A 16,885-nucleotide genomic window follows, 5' to 3' on the forward strand; every position below is an offset into this window, starting at 1 on the left:
TGGGGTCGCCTTTCTTTGGTTACTTTCTTTGGCGAGACAAAGAAAGTAACTCGCCCGCCGGGGCGAATTCCCGGCTCCTGCGCCACCCAACAAGCAAGGCCAAAACAAAGGCTGCAGGAGCGAATTCCCGGCTCCTGCGCCACCCAACAAGCAAGGCCAAAACAAGGACCCAAGAAGCGAATTCCCGCCTCCTGCGCCACCCAACAAGCAAGGCAAAAACCAAGGCCCAGAGCCCTCACCCAGCGGCCGACCCAATGAGCCGCCCGACCGTCCCAAACGCAAACACCCCTCCGAAGGCAAAGGTACGTCAAATGAACCAAGACCACGACCATCCGCATCGCCCGGTCCCCGTCACCATCCTCACCGGCTTCCTGGGCGCCGGCAAAACCACATTGCTCAACCACATCCTGACCGAGCGCCACGGCCATCGCATCGCGGTGATCGAGAACGAGTTCGGTGAAGTCGACGTGGACTCCGATCTCGTGCTGGCTTCGGAGGAAGAGATCTTCCAGGTCGCCAACGGCTGCATCTGCTGCGTGGTCGACGTGCGCAACGACCTGGTCGAGATCCTGCAGAAGCTGCTGGAGCGCAAGGACCAGTTCGACCACATCCTGGTCGAGACCAGCGGCCTGGCCGATCCGTCGCCGGTGGCCGCCACTTTCTTCATGGACAACGAGGTCGCGAAGAAGGTGGTGCTCGACGGCGTGGTCACGCTGGTCGATGCGCTGCACGTGCAGCCGCACCTCGACGACCCGGCGCTGGAAGACTACGACAACCAGGCCGTGACGCAGATCGTGGTGGCCGACCGCATCCTGCTCAACAAGTCCGACCTGGTGCCCGCGGCCCAGCTGGAAGAACTCGAAAGCCGCATCCGCTCGCTCAACCAGAGCGCGCCGATCCTGCGCACGGTGCAGGCGCAGGTGGACCTGTCGCTGATCCTGGGCCTGCAATCCTTCGAGTCGGATGCGCTGTCGATGACCGACCCGCATTTCCTGGAAGATGCGAACGATCATGTCTGCGATGCGAATTGCAGCCACGCGCACGGCACGGTGCCGCCGCTGGTCGCCGCCCCGTCGCACAGCCACGACCCCTCCGTCGCCTCGGTCTCCTTCACCTTCGACCGCCCCTTCGACGCGGCGCGCCTGCAGCGCTCCCTGCAGGATCTGCTGGCCATCCGCGGCGACGACATCTTCCGCGTGAAGGGCATCCTGCACGTCCAGGGCGACGACCGCCGCCACGTGCTGCAGGGCGTGCACCGCATCCTCGAGCTCAAGCCCTCCTTCCCGTGGTGGGACGAGACGCCGGCCAGCAAGCTGGTCTTCATCGGACGCCACCTCCAGCACGAGAAGCTGCGCGCGCGGCTGGAGGCCTGCCTCGCATCGCACACCGAATTCAACGAGGCGCTGGAAGCCGCCTGAAGCGCTTCAACCCCAACGTCCGACAAGGAGACATTCCCATGATCATCGACATCAGCTGCTACCCCACCGACCAGGTCGACCTGGCCTGGTGGCACGACGGCGAGGCCTACACCGCCGAGCGCCTGCTGGCGACGATGGACGGCCCCTACTGGGTCAACGGCAAGCCGCGGCGCATCGACAAGGCATTCATCCAGCCGCCGCAGGGCAACACCATCTACACCTGGACCGACGGCGAGAAGTCGGGCCGCCAGTCCATCGACGACTACATGGCCTACACGCTCAAGTGCGTGCAGGAACACCCCGACCGCTTCCTCGGCTGCTTCGTCTACAACCCGCGCTGCGGCGTCAGGAACAGCGTGGAGGCGATCGAGCGCTACGTCGTGGAGCACGGCTTCAAGATGGTGCAGATGCAGGCCAACATGCATGCCTACCGGCCCGACCGCGCGCTGGACTGGGTGCGGCCTGCCTTCGAGAAGTGCGCCGAGCTGGGCGTGCCGGTCAAGCTGCACGTGGGCGACGGCCCCTACAGCATCCCCACCGAGTGGGTGCCCATGATCAAGGCCTTCCCGAGCATCAACTTCATCATGGCGCACTTCGGCGTGCAGACCGGCGGCGTGTACTGCTTCGAGCCCTTCCAGTGGGCGCAGGAGTTGCCCAACGTGTTCTGCGAATCCGGCTGGTGCCTGCAGTCGCGCATCGTGGAGTTCGCCAAGGTCCTGCACCCGAGCAAGATCATCTTCGGCTCCGACACGCCGCCCAACGAACCCGGCATGTGGCTGCGCCTGCTGGAGGTGCTGTGCACCAACCCGCCGCAAGGCCTCAACCTCGACGAGGACACGCTCGAGGACTACCTCGGCAACAACATCGCGCGCATGGTGGGCCTGGACACCTCGTCCCCGCCGCGCAGCTTCGACGAAGCCTGCAAGCGCCTGGGCCGGCGGTTCGAGCCGCAGCCCGTGATCGACCTGTACTGACAAGAATTCCCGGAGACGAGAACATGATCATCGACACCCACCTGCACCCCACCAACCTGGTCGACGAGGCCTGGCGCCACACCGGCACGCCCTTCAACGGCGAGCGCATGCTCAAGCTGATGGATGGCCCCTACATGATCAACGGCAAGCCGCGCCGCATCGACATGGGCTTCATCCAGCCGCCGCCCGGCAACACCGGCTACCGCGACGGCAACCGCCGCGGGCGCGAGGGCATCCGCGACTACATGGCCTACATCGCCGAGCTGACGCAGAAGTACCCCGACCGCTTCATCGGCAACTTCAACTACAACCCGCGCTGGGGCCCGGAGAACGGCGCGGCGGAGCTGGAATTCCACATCAAGGAGTACGGCTTCAAGATGATCAAGCTGCATGCCAACATGCACGGCTACCGGCCCGACCGCGCGCTCGACTGGCTGCGCCCGGCGATGAAGGTGTGCGCCAAGTACAACACCGTGGTGCTCATCCACACCGGCGACGGCCCCTTCACCATCCCGACGATGTTCTACCCGATCATCCGCGAGTTCCCGATGGTGAATTTCGTCATCGCGCACTTCGGCATCCAGACCGGCGGCAACTACTCCTTCGAGACCTTCTGGATGGCCATGGACACGCCCAACGTGTACGTCGAATCCGGCTGGTGCTTCCAGGCGCGCATCGCGGAGTTCGCCAAGGAGCTGCCGCGCCACAAGCTGGTGTTCGGCACCGACAGCCCGCCCAACGAGCCCGGCATGTGGCTGCGCGAGCTGGAGATGCTGTGCCGGCCCGCGCCGCACGGCATCGGCATCGGCGAAGACCAGCTGGAGGACTACCTGGGCAACAACATCGCGCGCCTGTGCGGCATCGAGACGACGCCGCCGCCGCGCAACCAGGAAGACGCGAAGGCGCGGCTGACCGACACCTACGCCGGCGTGAAGAAGTAACGCAGCGGCCACCGCCATGACAACGCGAGCCCCACTGCTGGCGGACACCGGCCAGGACCTGCACCGGTTCATGGCCGCCTACCGCGAGCTCTTCCCGGACGACGTGCTGACTGTGCACGAGCGCGTCGGTGCCGACCAGGACGTGACGGCGGCCGTCTGGTCGCTGGCCGCGCAGGGCCGGCATCCGGCCCTGGTGTTCGAGCAGGTCGAGGGCATCGGCCGGCCGCTGGTGACCAACCTGTTCGCCTCGCGCGAGCGGGTGGGCCGCATGCTCGGCGGCGTGCCCGCCGCGGGCATCCATGCGGAGTACCAGGCGCGCAGCCGGCGCATGGTCGCACCGCGCGAGCTGGCCTCCGGCGCGGTGACGCAGCGCGTGACGAGCGGCGCGATCGACCTGGCGGAGCTGCCCACCATCCGGCACTTCGCCACCGACCGAGGCCCCTACATCACCAACGCCATCATCGCGGCGGAAGACCGCGAGGCCGGCATCGGCAACCTGAGCTACCACCGCTCGATGGTGCATTCGCCCGGCGAGATCGCCACCAGCCTGCACTCGCGCGGCCACCTGTGGCGCATGCTGCAGGCCGCGCAGGCGAAGGGCCGGCCGCTGCCGGTGGCGATGATCGTCGGCGCGCATCCGCTCTTCATGCTGGCGGGCGCCGCGCGGCTGCCCTACGGGGTGGACGAGCGCCATGTGGCGGGCGGCCTCTTCGGCGCGCCGCTGGAGGTGGTGCGCACGCCGAAGTACGGCATCGCGGTGCCGGCGCATGCCGAGTTCGTGCTGGAGGGCGTGATCGATCCCGAGGCGCGCGCGGAGGAAGGCCCCTTCGGCGAATTCACCGGCTACTCCTCCGACCGCTCCACCAACAACCTGCTGCGCGTGGAGACGCTGATGCGCCGCGACGATGCCTGGCTGCTGGACGTGGTGGGCGGCAATTCGGCCGAACACCTCAACCTGGGACGCATCCCGCGCGAGTCGGAGATGGTGGAGAAGCTCAAGGAGCGCTTCCCCGGCGTGACCGGGGTGCACTACCCGAGCTCGGGCACGCACTTCCACGCCTACGTGGCGCTGAAGCAGTCGCGCCCCGGCGAGGCGCGCCAGGTGATGCTCGGCCTGCTGGGCTGGGACCCCTACCTCAAGACCGTGGTCGCGGTCGACGAGGACGTGGACATCGCGCGCGACGAGGAGGTGCTGTGGGCCCTGGCCACGCACTTCCAGCCCCACCTGGACGTGGTCGTGGTCGAGGGCCTGCCCGGCAGCGCGCTCGACCCTTCCGCTTCCGGCGTGGGCACGACCTCGCGCATGGGACTGGACGCGACGCGCGGCCCTGCCTTCGAGGGCGTGCGCGCGCGCATCGACGATGCCGCGATGGAGCGCGCCGCGGCCTTCCTGGGGCGCGCCGGCAAGCGCTGAGCGCGGCACCACGACGACAACGATTAGGAGACAAGCACCATGACTGAATCTGCCAACGCGCGGTCCGACACGCCGTCCGTGCATCCCGTCGACGAGATCCTGCCGCTGCACAAGATGAGCACGCTGGCGCTGCAGCACGTGCTGGTGATGTATGCCGGTGCCATCGCGGTGCCGCTGATCATCGGCGGCGCGCTCAAGTTGCCCAAGGCGGACATCGCGTTCCTGATCTCGGCCGACCTGTTCTGCTGCGGCCTGGTCACCATCCTGCAGAGCGTGGGCATCGGCAAGGTGGGCATCCGCCTGCCGATGATGATGGGCGTCACCTTCACCGCCATCGCGCCCATCATCACCGCCGGCTCCAATCCCGAGCTCGGCCTGCGCGCGGTGTTCGGCGCGGTCATCGTGGCCGGTCTCTTCACGCTCCTGGTCGCCGGCCAGGTCGGCAAGATGGTGCGATGGTTCCCGCCGGTGGTGACGGGCACGGTGGTGCTGGTGATCGGCGTGTCGCTGATGCGCGTGGGCATCAACTGGGCGGCCGGCGGCAATCCGACGATTCCAGGTCCCGCGGGGCCCGTTCCCAATCCGAACTACGGGGTGCCGCTGCACCTGGCGATCTCCGGCGTGGTGCTGCTCACCATCCTCTTCATCATCGCCACCTGCAAGGGCTTCCTGTCCAACGTGGCGGTGCTGCTGGGCATCCTGGCCGGCTTCTTCATCGCGCTGTCGCTCGGCCAGGTGAGCTTCGCGGGGCTCGCCAACGCGTCGTGGGTGCAGCTGATCACGCCCTTCCACTTCGGGCTGCCCACCTTCGACCTGATGACCTCCGTCACGCTGTGCGTGGTGATGATCGTGATCATGGTGGAGGGCGTGGGCCAGTTCCTCGCGCTCAGCGAGGTGGTGGAGCGTCCGCTGCAGAAGGACGACATCGCGCGCGGCCTGCGCGCCGACGGCGTGGGCGCGATCGTGGGCGGCGTGTTCAACACCTTCACCTACACCTCCTACGCGCAGAACATCGGGCTGGTGCAGGTCACCGGCGTGCGCAGCCGCTGGGTGTGCGCAGCCGCGGGCGTCCTGCTGATCGTGCTCGGCTGCCTGCCCAAGCTGGCCTTCCTGGCGGCCTCGATCCCGCAGTACGCGCTGGGCGGCGCGGCGCTGGTGATGTTCGGCATGGTGGCCGCCACCGGCATTCGCATCCTCGGCCACGTCGATTTCGTGAACAACAAGAAGAATGCGTACATCGTGGCGATCAGCCTGGCGCTGGGCATGATCCCGCTGGTGGCGGACCGCTTCTTCGCGCAGCTGCCGGAGCTGCTGGCCCGCTTCTGCCAGAACGGCATCCTGCTGGGCACGCTGACGGCGGTGCTGCTCAACCTGGTGTTCAACGCGCGCCAGTCGGCGAGTCCGTCGAGCCACGTCGTGGGCAAGGTGGCCTGAGCATGGCTCCCCTGCGACAAGCGGCCGGCGCATCCGCCGGGCCGCAGCTGGCGCTCGCCGGTATCCGCAAGGTGTACGCCTCGGTGGTGGCCAACGACGGCATCGACCTGGTGGTCCAGCCGGGAGAGATCCACGCCATCCTCGGCGAGAACGGCGCCGGCAAGTCCACGCTGATGAAGATCATCTACGGCGTGACGGCGCCCACCGCCGGGGAGATCCGCTGGCGCGGCGAGCCGGTGGCGATCCAGAGTCCCGGCCACGCGCGCAGCCTGGGCATCGGCATGGTGTTCCAGCACTTCGTGCTGTTCGAGACGCTGACCGTGGTGCAGAACGTGGCGCTCGCGCTGCCGGGTCGGCCCGACCTGCAGGACCTGGCCCAGCGCATCGATGCGGTGGGCCGCCGCTACGGCCTGCCGGTGGACCCGCGCCGGCTGGTGCACTCGCTGTCGGTGGGCGAACGGCAGCGCGTGGAAATCATCCGCTGCCTGCTGCAGAACCCGCGCCTGCTGATCATGGATGAGCCGACCTCGGTGCTCACGCCGCAGGCGGTGCGCAAGCTCTTCGACACGCTGCGCCAATTGGCCGAGGAAGGCTGCAGCATCCTCTACATCAGCCACAAGCTGGACGAGGTGCGGGAGCTCTGCCACAACGCCACGGTGCTGCGCGGCGGACGGGTGACGGGCCACTGCGTCCCTGCGCGGGAGACCCCTGCGTCGATGGCCCGGATGATGATCGGCAAGGAGCTGGTGCCCTGCCGCCGTGGCGCGCCGGCCGCGCCCGGCGAGGTGCGGCTCGCGCTGCGCGCGCTCACGCAGCCCGCGCAGCATCCCTTCGGCGTCGCGCTGCGCGATGTGGCGCTGGAGGTGCGCGCGGGCGAAATCGTCGGCATCGCGGGCGTGTCCGGCAACGGCCAGCAGGAACTGCTGCAGGCGCTGTCCGGCGAGTCGCCCCTGCCGCGCGCGGCCGGCGAAGCCGTGTCGCTGGAAGGCCGGCCCGTGGGCCACCTCGGCAGCGGCGCACGCCGGGCCCGCGGCCTGGGCTTCGTGCCGGAAGAGCGGCTGGGGCGCGGCGCGGTCCCGGCCATGAGCCTGGGCGACAACGCCCTGCTGACGGCGCACCGCCAGGGGCTGGTGCGTCGCGGCCTGGTCCGTCGCGGCGCGGTGCGCGCCTTCGCACGGCGCTGCATCGACGACTTCGCGGTGAAGTGCGCGGGCCCGCAGGCGCCAGCCGATGCGCTGTCGGGCGGCAATTTGCAGAAGTTCATCGTCGGGCGCGAGCTGCTGCAGGGCCCGCGCGTTCTGGTGGCGGCGCAGCCCACCTGGGGCGTGGACGTGGGCGCGGCGGCCTTCATCCGCCAGTCGCTGATCGCGCTGCGCGATGCGGGCGCGGCCCTGCTGGTGGTGTCCGAGGAGCTGGACGAGCTGTTCGAGGTCTGCGACCGCATTGCGGTGATGGCCAACGGCCGCCTCTCGCCGGCCGTGCCCGTGCAGCACACCGACGTGGAGACCATCGGCCTGTGGATGAGCGGCATGTGGCCCGAGGCCGGCACCGCGCCGGTGGCCGCAGAGGAGGTGCGCCATGTGGCCCAGGCTTGAAGCCCGCCCCGAGGCCTCGCGCCGCATGCGCTGGCTCTCGCCGCTGCTCGCGGTGGGGCTGACGCTGCTGGGCGGGCTGGTGCTGTTCGCCGCGTTGGGCCGCGATCCGTTCGAGGCCTTCCGCGTGTATTTCGTGCAGCCGGTGGGCGACTTGTATGCGCTGAGCGAGCTGCTGCTCAAGGCCACGCCCCTGATGCTGATCGGGGTCGGACTGGCGGCCGGCTTTCGCGCGGGCGTGTGGAACATCGGCGCAGAGGGGCAGTTCATCCTCGGGGCGCTGTTCGCGACCGCCGTCGCCCTGCATGTGGGCGATGCGCCGGCCGCGTGGGCAGTCGCCGCGATGGTGCTGGCCGGTGCGCTCGGCGGCGCGCTCTGGGCGGCGGTGCCGGCGTGGCTGCGCACGCGCTGGGGCACCAACGAGATCCTGGTCTCGCTGATGCTGGTCTATGTGGCGCAGCTGCTGGCCTCGTGGCTGGTCTATGGGCCGTGGAAGGACCCGGGCGGCTACAACTTCCCGCAGACGCGCAGCTTCGGCGAGAGCGCGTTGCTGCCGCTGCTGGCCGAAGGCACGCGCCTGCATGCAGGCTTCCTGCTGGCGCTGGCAGCGCTGCTGGCCGGCTATGTGTTCCTGCAACTGAGCTTTCTGGGCTTCCAGATGCAGGTGGCCGGGCAGGCCGAGCAGGCCGGGCGCTACGCCGGCTTCTCCGCCCGGCGCGCGATCTGGGTGGGGCTGCTGGCCGGCGGCGCGCTGGCCGGCGTCGCCGGCATGACCGAAGTGGCCGGGCCGATGGGACAGCTCACCACGCAGATCTCCGCCGGCTATGGCTTCGCGGCCATCATCGTCGCCTTCGTCGGCCGTCTGCATCCGGCCGGCATCTTCGGTGCGAGCCTGCTGATGGCCTTGCTCTTCCTCGGCGGCGAGCAGGCGCAGCAGCACCTGAACCTGCCCTCGTCGATCTCGAAGGTGTTCCAGGGGATGCTGCTGTTCTTCCTGCTGGCCTCGGATCTTTTCATCGGCTATCGGCTGCGCTGGGAGCGCAGCGCGTGGAGGGGGTTCTCATGGACACGTCGCTGATCGCCTCCGTCGTGGCCGCCACGCTGGTGGCCGGCACACCGCTGATCATCGTCGCCATCGGCGAGCTGGTGACCGAGCGCGCCGGGGTGCTCAACCTCGGCGCGGAGGGAATGATGGCCGTCGGCGCCGTCGCGGCCTTCGCCACCGCCCATGCCGGCGCCAACCCCTGGCTGGCCGCGGCGATGGGCATGGCCGCCGGCGCCGCGATGGCGCTGCTCTTCGGCTATCTCACGCTGACCATGCAGGCGAACCAGGTGGCCTCGGGCCTGGCGCTGGCGATCTTCGGCGTGGGGCTGGCCGCCTTCCTCGGCAAGCCCTACGAGTCGGCGCCGCTGCCGGCGGTGCCGCCGCTGCACATCCCGCTGCTGGGCGAGCTGCCGCTGATCGGTCCGGCGCTGTTCCACCACCAGGCGCTGGTCTACCTGTCGTGGCTGCTGGTGGCGTTCACCGTGTGGTTCCTGGATCGCAGCCGCGCCGGGCTCGTGCTGCGCGCGGTGGGCGAGTCGCCGTCCGCGGCGCATGCGGTGGGCTACCCGGTGCTGGCGATCCGCTATGCGGCGGCGGCCTTCGGCGGCGCGATGGCAGGGCTGGGCGGCGCCTTCCTGTCGGTGTTCTACACGCCGCTGTGGTCCGAGGGAATGGTGGCGGGGCGCGGCTGGATCGCGCTGGCGCTGGTGGTGTTCGCCACCTGGCGGCCGCTGCGCGTGATGCTGGGCGCCTACCTGTTCGGCGGGGTGCTGGTTTCGCAGCTGTTCGTGCAAGGGGCAGGGCTGCGCATCGAAGTCCCGGCGCAGTTGCTCTCGGCGCTGCCCTACCTCGCGACCATCGCCGTGCTGGTGCTGATCTCGCGCAACCCGGCCACGATCCGGCTGAACTCCCCTGCTTCGCTGGGCCGGGCCTTCCGGCCCGAGCGCTGAGCTCTCCCATTTTTCACAACCACGACGGAGACGACATGACACGAGCAACTTCGCGCGGCCTTGCCGGCCGCTTCGCACTGGCCGCCGGTCTGTTGGGCGCGCTGGGCGCCACGGCGCAGACGGCCGAGCCGCTGCACACCTGTTTCCTCTATTCCAACCCGATCGGCGAAAGCGGCTGGACCTACCAGCACGAGCTCGCGCGCAAGGAGCTGGTGGCGGCCATGGGCAACCGGATCACCACCAAGTACGTGGAGAACATCGCCGAGGGGCCCGATGCCGAACGCGTGATCCGCAACTTCGTGCAGGAGGGCTGCAAGCTGATCTTCACGCCCTCCTTCGGCTTCATGGAGCCCACGCTCAAGGTGGCGCGCACCGCGCCGAAGGTCATCTTCATGAACGGCACCGGCTACAAGACCGCGGCCAACGTCGGCGTTTACAACGCGCGCTATTTCGAGGGCCGCTATCTGGAAGGCGTGATCGCGGGCGCCATGAGCAAGAGCGGCACCGTGGGCTACGTCGGCGCCTTCCCCATCCCCGAAGTGCTGCAGGGCGTCAACGCCTTCGCGCAGGGCATGCGCAGCGTCAACCCGAAGGCGCAGCTGCGGCTGGTGTGGGTCAATGCCTGGTACGACCCCGGCAAGGAGCGCGACGCCGCCAATGCGCTGGTGAAGCTCGGCGTCGACACGCTGGCCTACGCGACCTCGGGCGTGTCGATCGTCACCACGGGCGAGGAAAAGGGCATCTACACGCTGGGCTACTACTCCGACATGTCGCGCTTCGGCCCCAAGACCCATCTCACCTCGGTGGTGCAGAACTGGGGCGGCTACTACATCAAGGTGGTGGAAGACGTGCTGGCCGGCCGCTGGAAGTCCGAGAGCGTGATGGGCGGGCTGCGCGAGGGCATGATCCGGATGGCGCCGCTCAACGCCGCGGTACCCGCCGAGCTGCGCGAGAAGGTGGCCCGGCTGGAGAAGGACATCGCCGAGGGCCGCCTGCATCCCTTCGCCGGGCCGGTGCTGGACCAGGAAGGGAAGGTGCGCGTGCCGGCCGGGCAGACCATCTCCGCGGCCGACCTGGCCAACATGAACTATCTGGTGCAGGGCGTCGAAGGCCTGCTGCCCAAGCCCTAGCATGGCGCAGCGTTTCCTGATCCGTCACGCGCACGGCGTGTTCACCGGCCTGCCCGGCGCACAGGCGCGTGGCGATGCCACCGACCTGCGCATCGCCGATGGCGTCATCGCCGAAATGGGCCGCGGCCTGCGTTCGCAGGAGGGCGAGTGCGTGCTGGATGCGAGCGACTGCGTGATCTACCCGGGTTGGGTCAACACGCATCACCACCTGTTCCAGTCGCTGCTCAAGGGCGTGCCGGCCGGCATCGACGCCACCCTCGGCCCCTGGCTGCAGGCCGTGCCCTTCGCCTTCCGGCGCGGCTTCGACGAGAAGCGCCTGCGCGTGGCCGCGCGCATCGGCCTGGTGGAACTGCTGCGCTCGGGCTGCACCACCGTGGCGGACCACCACTACCTGTTCCAGCCCGGTGCCGATCACGACGCGGCCGCGCTGCTGTTCGAGGAGGCGCAGGCGCTGGGAATGCGCTTCATGCTGCTGCGCGGCGGCGCCACCGTCACGCGCCAGCTCGAGGACAGCGAGCGCCTGCACCAGCCGCCCGAGACGCTGGATCAGATGCTCGCCGCCGTCGAACGAACCGCGGCGCGCTTCCATCAGCGCGGGCCGCGCGCACGCCGGCGCGTGGCGATGGCACCCACCTCGGTGCACGTCTCGCTGCCGCGCGATCAGCTCAAGGTGGTGGCGCGCGCCGCCCGCTCGCTCGGCCTGCCGCTGCACAGCCACATGTCGGAGTCGGTGGCCTACATCGAGTACTGCCGCGAGGTGCACGACTGCCTGCCGATCGAGTACCTGGCGGACAACGAATGGCTCGGCGCCGATGTCTGGCTCGCGCACCTGGTGCATCTCTCGCCCCGCGAGATGAAGCTGCTCGGCGACAGCGGCACCGGCATCGCGCACTGCCCCCAGAGCAACGCGCGGCTGGCGGACGGCATCGCGCCGGCGCCAGCGCTGGCGCGGCTGGGCGTGCCGGTCTCGATCGGGGTGGACGGCGCGGCCTCGAACGAAGCGGCCGACATGATCAGCGAGCTGCATTTCGCCTGGCTGCTGCACCGCGCCCACGCCGGCGCGCAGACCCGGCCGAGGCCGGAAGGCGAGGGCGAGGCCGGGGCCGATGCGGTGACGATCGAGCAAATCGTCCACTGGGCCACGGCCGGCGGCGCACAGGTACTCGGCTTCGAGGGCGTGGGCACGCTGCAGGTCGGGCAGGCCGCCGACCTCGCCGTCTACGACCTGGACGATCCGCGCTACTTCGGCCTGCACGATCCAGGTATCGGGCCCATCGCGAGCGGCGGGCGGCCGCGGCTGCGCTGGGCGCTGTGCGGCGGCGAGCTGGTGGTGGAGGACGACGCCGTCCCGGGGCTGGACCTCGCGCGCCTGCGCGCCCAGGCGCGCGAGGAGCTGCGGGCGTTGCTGCGGGAGCGCTGACGCGCAGGGGCCGGGGCGGACGGCTCCGTTCCTCGTCCGCCGCGGCGCGCCGCCGCCGGCCCGCTGCATGCCGCAGCGGAATAGTGCGCATGCCGAGCCCTCGCTGTGCAGGAACGGGCCTGCGCCCTATGGTCCGGGCCAGGAGGCAAGACATGACAGCACTGCGACAGGCATCGCTCCCGATGCGCTTCGATGCGATCCGGCCCGTTCCATCCGCGCCCCGCGCCCTGCGCCGGCGCCTCGTCCATCACCCGGGCCTGCCCGTTCTTCTGGCTTTGTGCGGCGCCTGCGCCCAGGCCACCGAGGGGGGCGGCAACTCCTACCCGATGGGCGTGGAGACCAACTACAACGGCGTCATGCTGCCGGACGGCGCGCACTGGTTCGCCTACTACTCGCACTACAAGGCCACGCATTCCAGGAACGGCGCCGGCAGGGACAACCCGCAGCTCGCGCGGTTCCGCATCGCCTCCGACGTGGTGGCGCCGCGGCTGTCGTACGTGTGGCCCGGCTTCACGCTGTTCGGCGCGCGCGTCGAGACGCGCGTGGTGCAGGCCATCGCATCGGTCGACCTGGACGCCGCGGTCGCCCGGCGAGGCCTGCCGCCACTGGAGCGCGGCGGCTACCGCCTGGGGCTGGCGGACATGGCTTTCTCGCCCATCATCCTGGGCTGGAGCTGGCCGAGCTACCACCATACCGTCGGCATCGACACCCACCTGAAGACCGGCACCTACGATGCCGGCGAGCGGGTGAACACCGGACGCAACTACGCCCAGGCCGCGATCTTCTACGCCCTCACCTGGTTTCCGGCGCCGGGCTACGACGTCAACGCCAAGTTCCGCTTTGCCGTCAACGGCAGGAACAACGCGACCCACTACCAGTCCGGCGACGAGGCCACGATCGAATTCAGCGCCGGCTACCGCGTCAACCCCGCGCTGGCCATCGGCATCAACGGCTATGTGTACCGGCAGACCAGCGACGACCGGCAGTACGGAGCCGTCTTCGGCGACGGCAACCGCGGCCGCGTCAATGCGCTGGGCCCCTACCTCAGCTACAACGTGACGCCGCGCATGGCGCTCGTCGCCAAGATCCAGTCGGAGTTCGGGGCGCGCAACAGGCCGCAGGGCACGCGCGTGTGGCTTCAGGCGAGAATTCCTTTCTAGTGGAGTAAGCGAGTGCCGGGTGCTCTCGCCGGCGCATGCCCGCTTGGGCGTGGAGACCGGTCCCGGCCTGCCAACGAGGACTGGAACCCATGGGTAGTAGCAACCTGAACGGCCAGGCAGACCAGCTGGACCTCTACCAGCTCCAGGTCATCGATGTCCTGCTGCGGGAGCAAAGCCTGACCAAGGCCGCGCTCGTGCTGAACACCACGCAGCCCGCGCTGAGCAAGACGCTCGCCAGGCTGCGCAGCTACTTCGACGACCCGCTTTTCATCCGCGTGTCCCTGTCGATGGAGCCGACGCCCAAGGCGCAGTCCCTGGCCGTGCCGATCCGGCTCATCCTGGACGAGATGCAGATGCTGCGCTGCGCGCAGGTCCCCTTCGACCCGCGCACCAGCGACCGCAGCTTCAGCTTCTTCGCCGTCGACGCGGCCATGGTGGTCATGCTGCCGGCCCTCGTGAAGGCGCTGCACAGCCAGGCACCGGCGGTGCGCCTGCGGGCGGTGCAGCTGGACGAGGATCACCTGCACGCCTGGCTCAAGTCCGGCAAGGTGGACCTGGCCATCGGCTACTACCCTGCGCTGACGCAGGGCATCCGGCGCCAGCGCCTCTATTCGGCGGTGCACCTGAGCCTGGTGCGCAAGGGGCACCCGCGTCTGTCGACGCAGCCGTCGCTGGAGGCCTTCGCCGCCGAGCAGCATGTGCTCGTCTCCGCGTCGGGGACGGGCCACGGCATCGAGGTGGCGGAGCACGTGCTGGAAGCCGCGATCCCCGCGAGCCATTTCACGGTGCGGGTGCCCAGCTTCACCGCCGCGGCCGTGGTCGCCAAGCACACCGATGCGGTGGTGACCCTGCCCTCTCCCCTGGCCGAGGTGCTGGCCCGCGAACTCGATCTCGACGTGGTCAAGCCGCCGCTGCGGCTCCCGGGCTTCGAGGTGGCGCAGTACTGGCACGAGCGCTTCCACCGCGAGCCCGGCAATCAGTGGTTCCGCGCGCTGATCCATCAGCGCTTCTGCGACAGCGCTTGAAACCGCCGCGCCGTCGCGACACGGCGCGCCTCATGTCTTCCTCCATGCGCGCGGGCTCGCCGGCGCGTTCGCGCGCGAGGCCGAGCCGTCCGCGCCGCCTCGCGCGCCCCGCGGAATAGTGCCCATTGCCCCGCGTGCATGGCCTGCGCGGGACCTGCGGCCTACATTGAGTTCACACACAGCGCGCTTCACCGATTCCATTCAACCAAGGAGACAAGACGATGTCGCTTGCAGCACTGAACTCCCCCGCGCGTCCGCATGCCGTGGTGCCGATGCCGACCCCGCCCATCGAACCGGCCCGGTTCAGGGACGCACTCTCGCGCGTCGCCACGGCGGTCACGATCGTCGCGACCAACGGCGAGCACGGCATGGCGGGCGTCACCTGCTCGGCCGTGTGCTCGGTGTGCGACACGCCGGCCACCGTGCTGGTATGCGTGAACCGGCGCAGCTACGCCAACGGGGTCATCAAGCGCAACGGCGTACTGTGCGTCAACTGGCTCGGCTCGGCGCACGCGGAGATCTCGCAGGTCTTCGCCGGCGTGGGAGATATCCCGATGGAGCGGCGCTTTGCGCCGGCTCAATGGGACGTGCTCGCGACCGGAGCGCCCTATTGCAAGGTCGCCGTCGTCGCCCTGGACTGCCGCGTCGCGCAGGCCATGGAGGTGGGCACGCACAGCATCTTCCTGGCCGAGGTGGTGCAGGCCGCGGCAGTCGAGTCGATCGGCGACCCACTGGTCTATTGCCAGCGCAGCTACGCCACCACCCGCCCCCTCGTCCTCAACTGATTTCACCGTGTCCCACTCATCCCCATCACGCGAAGGAAACACCATGCGCACCGGAAAGCAATACCTCGAATCGCTCGACGACGGCCGTGTCGTCTGGGTCGGCAACGAGAAGATCGACAACGTGGCCACCCACCCCAAGACCCGCGACTACGCGCAGCGGCATGCCGAGTTCTACGACCTGCATCACCGCCCCGACCTGCAGGATGTGATGACCTTCGTCGACGACGAAGGCGTGCGGCGCTCGATGATGTGGTTCGGCCACCGCACCAAGGAAGAACTCAAGCGCAAGCGCCGCTACCACGAGACGGTGATGCGCGAGATGGCCGGCGCCTCCTTCCCCCGCACGCCGGACGTCAACAACTACGTGCTGAGCACCTACACCGACGACCCGATGCCCTGGCAGCAGCAGTCCGTCGGCACCGAAGGCCAGCCGCTGGCGCAGAACATCGTCGAGTTCGCCGCCTTCGTGCGCGAGCGCGACCACAACTGCGCGCCCAATTTCGTCGACCCGCAGATGGACCGGTCCACGCCCGAGGCGCAGGCACGCTCGCCGGGGCTGCGCGTGATCGAGCGCAACGACAAGGGCATCGTGGTCGACGGCGTCAAGGCCGTGTCCACCGGCACCGCCTTCGCGGACTGGGTGCACATCGGGGTGTTCTTCCGGCCCGGCATCCCCGCCGACCAGATCATCTTCGCGGCCGTGCCGGTGGCGACCAAGGGCGTGTCCATCGTGTGCCGCGAAAGCCTGGTGAAGGAAGACCGCGTCGAGCATCCGCTGGCTTCGCAGGGAGACGAACTCGATGGCATGACGGTGTTCGACAAGGTCTTCATCCCCTGGTCGCACGTGTTCCACCTCGGCAACCCCGACCATGCGAAGCTGTATCCGCAGCGCGTGTTCGACTGGCTGCACTACCACGCGCTGGTGCGCCAGATGGTGCGTGCCGAGCTGATGGCCGGGCTGGCGGTGCTGATCACCGAGCACATCGGGACCAGCAAGATCCCCGCCGTCCAGACCCGCATCGCCAAGCTGATCGGCTTCCACCAGGCCATGCTGGCGCACGTGGTGGCGGCGGAGGAACTGGGCTTCACCACGCCGGGCGGGCTCTACAAGCCGAACATCCTGATCTACGACTTCGGCCGCGCGCTGTACCTGGAAAACTTCTCGCAGATGATCTACGAGCTGGTCGACCTGTCCGGCCGCAGCGCGCTGCTCTTCGCCACGGAAGACCAGTGGGAGGATTCCAAGCTCAACACGGTGTTCGAGAAGATGAACACCGGCCCCGTGGGCCGGCCGAAGGACCGCCTGCGCATCGGCCGCGTGATCCGCGACCTGTTCCTCACCGACTGGGGCAGCCGGCTCTTCGTGTTCGAGAACTTCAATGGCACGCCGCTGCAGAGCATCCGCATGCTGACCATGCAGCGCGCCGAGTTCTCCGGCTCCGGCACCTACGGCAAGCTGGCGCGCCAGGTCTGCGGGATCGACGCGGTCGCCGAGGACGCCACCGAATACCAGGCCACGGCCGACTATGCCAAGGCGATGGATGCGGCCCGCCACCAGGAGCAGCTGTCGCTGAGCGGCACGCTGTCCATCTGAAGG

At 69.1% G+C, this 16,885-nt stretch carries 14 protein-coding genes; all 14 read left to right on the forward strand.

Going from position 1 to position 16,885, the window contains the following annotated elements; translation table 11 throughout:
• Window positions 1–311: 311 nt before the first annotated feature.
• The 14 genes from ABEA07_RS22810 to ABEA07_RS22875 all read left to right on the forward strand — a co-directional run bounded on the left by ABEA07_RS22810 (window position 312) and on the right by ABEA07_RS22875 (window position 16,882).
• Window positions 312–1,418, forward strand: coding sequence for a CobW family GTP-binding protein (locus ABEA07_RS22810; RefSeq protein WP_345540749.1), 1,107 nt, complete (start codon window positions 312–314; stop codon window positions 1,416–1,418).
• A 38-nt stretch (window positions 1,419–1,456) separates the two neighbouring features.
• Window positions 1,457–2,392, forward strand: coding sequence for an amidohydrolase family protein (locus tag ABEA07_RS22815; RefSeq protein ID WP_345540750.1), 936 nt, complete (start codon window positions 1,457–1,459; stop codon window positions 2,390–2,392).
• A 23-nt stretch (window positions 2,393–2,415) separates the two neighbouring features.
• Window positions 2,416–3,333: an amidohydrolase family protein gene (locus ABEA07_RS22820; RefSeq protein WP_345540751.1), complete on the forward strand. Its 918-nt coding sequence runs from the start codon at window positions 2,416–2,418 to the stop codon at window positions 3,331–3,333.
• A 16-nt stretch (window positions 3,334–3,349) separates the two neighbouring features.
• Window positions 3,350–4,747 (forward strand): UbiD family decarboxylase, encoded by a 1,398-nt coding sequence (locus tag ABEA07_RS22825; protein WP_345540752.1) that lies wholly within the window; start codon window positions 3,350–3,352, stop codon window positions 4,745–4,747.
• 39 nt (window positions 4,748–4,786) lie between these two features.
• A complete protein-coding gene (locus tag ABEA07_RS22830; protein ID WP_345540754.1) occupies window positions 4,787–6,181 on the forward strand; it encodes a nucleobase:cation symporter-2 family protein in 1,395 nt (464 codons plus the stop codon).
• Window positions 6,182–6,183: 2 nt separating this feature from the next.
• A complete protein-coding gene (locus ABEA07_RS22835; protein ID WP_345540755.1) occupies window positions 6,184–7,776 on the forward strand; it encodes an ABC transporter ATP-binding protein in 1,593 nt (530 codons plus the stop codon).
• Window positions 7,760–8,851, forward strand: a complete 1,092-nt coding sequence (locus ABEA07_RS22840; RefSeq protein ID WP_345540757.1) for an ABC transporter permease — start codon at window positions 7,760–7,762, stop codon at window positions 8,849–8,851. The genes ABEA07_RS22835 and ABEA07_RS22840 overlap by 17 nt, the downstream gene beginning before the upstream one ends.
• Window positions 8,836–9,768 (forward strand): ABC transporter permease, encoded by a 933-nt coding sequence (locus ABEA07_RS22845; RefSeq protein WP_345540758.1) that lies wholly within the window; start codon window positions 8,836–8,838, stop codon window positions 9,766–9,768. The genes ABEA07_RS22840 and ABEA07_RS22845 overlap by 16 nt, the downstream gene beginning before the upstream one ends.
• Before the next feature lie 35 nt (window positions 9,769–9,803).
• Entirely contained in the window at window positions 9,804–10,898 is a 1,095-nt protein-coding gene (locus ABEA07_RS22850) for a BMP family ABC transporter substrate-binding protein (protein ID WP_345540759.1), read from the forward strand.
• A gap of 1 nt (window position 10,899) precedes the next feature.
• On the forward strand, window positions 10,900–12,318 hold the full coding sequence (locus ABEA07_RS22855; RefSeq protein ID WP_345540761.1) for an amidohydrolase family protein: 1,419 nt from the start codon (window positions 10,900–10,902) through the stop codon (window positions 12,316–12,318).
• A gap of 152 nt (window positions 12,319–12,470) precedes the next feature.
• Window positions 12,471–13,478 (forward strand): SphA family protein, encoded by a 1,008-nt coding sequence (locus ABEA07_RS22860; RefSeq protein ID WP_345540763.1) that lies wholly within the window; start codon window positions 12,471–12,473, stop codon window positions 13,476–13,478.
• 89 nt (window positions 13,479–13,567) lie between these two features.
• Window positions 13,568–14,503: a LysR family transcriptional regulator gene (locus tag ABEA07_RS22865; protein ID WP_345540764.1), complete on the forward strand. Its 936-nt coding sequence runs from the start codon at window positions 13,568–13,570 to the stop codon at window positions 14,501–14,503.
• A gap of 221 nt (window positions 14,504–14,724) precedes the next feature.
• Window positions 14,725–15,288, forward strand: a complete 564-nt coding sequence (locus ABEA07_RS22870) for a flavin reductase (RefSeq protein WP_345540765.1) — start codon at window positions 14,725–14,727, stop codon at window positions 15,286–15,288.
• A 43-nt stretch (window positions 15,289–15,331) separates the two neighbouring features.
• Window positions 15,332–16,882, forward strand: coding sequence for a 4-hydroxyphenylacetate 3-hydroxylase family protein (locus tag ABEA07_RS22875; protein WP_345540767.1), 1,551 nt, complete (start codon window positions 15,332–15,334; stop codon window positions 16,880–16,882).
• Window positions 16,883–16,885: the final 3 nt, after the last annotated feature.

The sequence above is a fragment of the Variovorax defluvii genome (assembly GCF_039541515.1).
In the GTDB taxonomy this organism is placed as follows: domain Bacteria; phylum Pseudomonadota; class Gammaproteobacteria; order Burkholderiales; family Burkholderiaceae_C; genus Variovorax; species Variovorax defluvii.

What these genes read in the sequence shown, in the direction of transcription:
- ABEA07_RS22810 (WP_345540749.1), top strand. Translation starts at nt 312, where the DNA reads ATGAACCAAGACCACGACCATCCGCATCGCCCGGTCCCCGTCACCATC.
- ABEA07_RS22815 (WP_345540750.1), top strand. Translation starts at nt 1,457, where the DNA reads ATGATCATCGACATCAGCTGCTACCCCACCGACCAGGTCGACCTGGCC.
- ABEA07_RS22820 (WP_345540751.1), top strand. Translation starts at nt 2,416, where the DNA reads ATGATCATCGACACCCACCTGCACCCCACCAACCTGGTCGACGAGGCC.
- ABEA07_RS22825 (WP_345540752.1), top strand. Translation starts at nt 3,350, where the DNA reads ATGACAACGCGAGCCCCACTGCTGGCGGACACCGGCCAGGACCTGCAC.
- ABEA07_RS22830 (WP_345540754.1), top strand. Translation starts at nt 4,787, where the DNA reads ATGACTGAATCTGCCAACGCGCGGTCCGACACGCCGTCCGTGCATCCC.
- ABEA07_RS22835 (WP_345540755.1), top strand. Translation starts at nt 6,184, where the DNA reads ATGGCTCCCCTGCGACAAGCGGCCGGCGCATCCGCCGGGCCGCAGCTG.
- ABEA07_RS22840 (WP_345540757.1), top strand. Translation starts at nt 7,760, where the DNA reads ATGTGGCCCAGGCTTGAAGCCCGCCCCGAGGCCTCGCGCCGCATGCGC.
- ABEA07_RS22845 (WP_345540758.1), top strand. Translation starts at nt 8,836, where the DNA reads ATGGACACGTCGCTGATCGCCTCCGTCGTGGCCGCCACGCTGGTGGCC.
- ABEA07_RS22850 (WP_345540759.1), top strand. Translation starts at nt 9,804, where the DNA reads ATGACACGAGCAACTTCGCGCGGCCTTGCCGGCCGCTTCGCACTGGCC.
- ABEA07_RS22855 (WP_345540761.1), top strand. Translation starts at nt 10,900, where the DNA reads ATGGCGCAGCGTTTCCTGATCCGTCACGCGCACGGCGTGTTCACCGGC.
- ABEA07_RS22860 (WP_345540763.1), top strand. Translation starts at nt 12,471, where the DNA reads ATGACAGCACTGCGACAGGCATCGCTCCCGATGCGCTTCGATGCGATC.
- ABEA07_RS22865 (WP_345540764.1), top strand. Translation starts at nt 13,568, where the DNA reads ATGGGTAGTAGCAACCTGAACGGCCAGGCAGACCAGCTGGACCTCTAC.
- ABEA07_RS22870 (WP_345540765.1), top strand. Translation starts at nt 14,725, where the DNA reads ATGTCGCTTGCAGCACTGAACTCCCCCGCGCGTCCGCATGCCGTGGTG.
- ABEA07_RS22875 (WP_345540767.1), top strand. Translation starts at nt 15,332, where the DNA reads ATGCGCACCGGAAAGCAATACCTCGAATCGCTCGACGACGGCCGTGTC.